We start from the raw sequence: 2,468 nt of genomic DNA on the forward strand, positions 1-2,468 counted from the left end.
TGATAATATTTGACTCTGTCTTGATGCAGCGCGGTCATGGGGGTTTCCCCCATGACCGCGCTGCATCGCTTTCAGTACTGAAATTGATTGTTATCACTGCCGTTATTAAGTGTTTTTGTACTGGTGCAATATCTCAATATTAAGTAGTGGAGTTTTACAACCAATCAAATGAAGAAATTACTTGTTACTGGTTCATCAGGACTAATTGGTTCTGAAGTTTGTATACATTTTGCCAATCAAGGCTGGGCTATTCATGGTCTCGACAATAACCAGAGAGCAGTTTTCTTTGGTCCTCAAGGAGATACTCGCTGGAATCAACAGCGACTGCAATCTCAGATTAAAGGCTTTGTACACCATGAGTTAGATATTCGCAACCGTCAAGACATTCTTGATTTAATTGAAAGCCTCAGACCTGATGCTATTGTCCATACAGCTGCACAACCCAGCCATGACCGAGCCGCAGCTATTCCCTTCGATGACTTTGATACCAATGCAGTAGGGACGTTGAATCTTTTAGAAGCAACGCGCCAGTTTGCTCCTGATTCTCCCTTTGTCCATATGTCTACTAATAAGGTGTATGGTGATGCACCGAATGAGATTCCAATGGTAGAGTTAGAAACCCGTTGGGATTATGCGGACAATACCTATGAACAGGGTATTCCTGAGTCTTTTCGGATTGACCAATCTAAGCACTCTTTATTTGGTGCTTCTAAGGTAGCGGCGGATGTGATGGTGCAGGAGTATGGCCGATACTTTGGACTGAAAACCTGTTGTCTGCGCGGTGGTTGTCTCACTGGTCCAAATCATTCTGGTGTAGAACTTCACGGATTTCTTAGTTATCTGGCGAAGTGTAATTTAGAGGGTCGCACTTATAAGGTATTTGGTTACAAAGGGAAACAAGTCCGAGACAATATCCACTCCTATGATGTCGCTCGTTTTATTGAGGAGTTTATTCAGGCACCCCGCTGCGGTGAGGTATACAACTTGGGGGGCGGTAAAGATAATACTTGCTCAATTTGGGAGGCGTTTGATATGGTTTCTCAGCTTTCTGGGAAAAAGATGTCATTTGAGTATATGGATAAAAACCGAGAGGGTGATCATATTTGCTATTACAGTGATTTAGCCAAGATGAAAGAACATTATCCCAATTGGTCTATTACTAAGCCTCTAGAGTCTATATTTTCGGAAATTGTTGCTGGTTGGTCAGAGAGGAGAAGGCACAGATGAATACTGAGTACAACGCACCAGGTTCTGCCGTTTGGGAAAAAACCGGCTTCATATATGCAAAGATATAACTTTGCAGGTTCTTATATTAAGGATAAGCGAGTTCTAAACGTTGGTTGTGGACCTGGTTATGCTGAGGAAATACTTGCTGGCTATTCTCCTAGGAGTATTACAGGAATTGATTATGATCAAAAATTAATAGAATTTCTGAGGCAAACCAAAAAATCTACTTTTAGAAATGTAAGCATTGAGTATATTCATGCTGACGCGCAACATATTCCAAGGAAGCTAGGGAATTTTGATGTAATTATTTCATTTGAGAACATAGAACATTTGAATGATCCAATTAAATTTATGCAAGGCGTTGCCAATTTGAAGAGTACTGAAAATACTATCTTGATCCTCAGTACTCCCAATGCTATGCATTATAGTCGCCATCCAACCAATCCATGTTGTAATCCATATCATGTCCGAGAATTCGATTATTATGAATTAATCGAATTAGTGAAACCTTTCCTCAAAAATATACAGACATTTGGACAAATAGAGAGAAATTACAATGACGTTGTTCTAGACGTTGAGAAGGCTTTCCGAGCCCTTGATTCATTAATCCTGGTAAGATTTGAGAAGGCAATCCGCAAGTTGATTGGAAAACCAGTCAAAGATTTTAATTTTCTACCTCTGCATACAGACATAGAATATCTCACTCCAGAGAATGCGGAGAAAGCGAATACTTTCATATTGGTTGGCGAAGTGTTATGAAAATTCTGATTACAGGAGTTGCTGGTTTTGTTGGTAGTCGTTTGGCTGAAGCGATTAGCACTGGGATTGAAGGTGTCAACCTTGTAGGTATTGATAATTTGAGTCGTCGAGGTAGCGAGACAAATTTACCGTTACTTAGAAAACTCGATTGCAAGTTTATTCACGGAGATGTTCGTAGTGCAGATGATGTATTAGCACTACCAAAAGTTGATTGGATAATTGATTGTGCTGCCAATCCCAGTGTATTAGCTGGAGTTGGGGGAGGTTCTGCTCAATTAGTTGGTCATAATCTAATTGGTACCCTGAATCTACTAGAAAAATGCCGTCGAGATGGGTGCGGTTTTATGATCCTGAGCACCAGTCGGGTATATTCAATTAATGCTCTATGTAGTATTCCACTAAATGAAGACAACAACCGATTTATTCCAGATCATAGCCAAACCTTTCCAGTTGGTTTTAGTTTGCAAGGTGTTAGTGAAAAC

At 40.3% G+C, this 2,468-nt stretch carries 3 protein-coding genes; all 3 read left to right on the forward strand.

Annotated features, from left to right (window positions below):
• Positions 1–168: 168 nt before the first annotated feature.
• Positions 169–1,227, forward strand: coding sequence for an NAD-dependent epimerase/dehydratase family protein (locus F6K49_RS41260; RefSeq protein ID WP_293106862.1), 1,059 nt, complete (start codon positions 169–171; stop codon positions 1,225–1,227).
• Between the two features lie 54 nt (positions 1,228–1,281).
• On the forward strand, positions 1,282–1,986 hold the full coding sequence (locus tag F6K49_RS41265; protein WP_293106865.1) for a class I SAM-dependent methyltransferase: 705 nt from the start codon (positions 1,282–1,284) through the stop codon (positions 1,984–1,986).
• Positions 1,983–2,468, forward strand: a 486-nt coding sequence (locus F6K49_RS41270) for an NAD-dependent epimerase/dehydratase family protein (protein WP_293106868.1), incomplete at its 3' end; no start/stop codon positions are given. The genes F6K49_RS41265 and F6K49_RS41270, both read left to right, overlap by 4 nt.

Source organism: Moorena sp. SIO3I6 (assembly GCF_010672095.1).

What these genes read in the sequence shown, in the direction of transcription:
- F6K49_RS41265 (WP_293106865.1), top strand. Translation starts at nt 1,282, where the DNA reads ATGCAAAGATATAACTTTGCAGGTTCTTATATTAAGGATAAGCGAGTT.
- F6K49_RS41260 (WP_293106862.1), top strand. Translation starts at nt 169, where the DNA reads ATGAAGAAATTACTTGTTACTGGTTCATCAGGACTAATTGGTTCTGAA.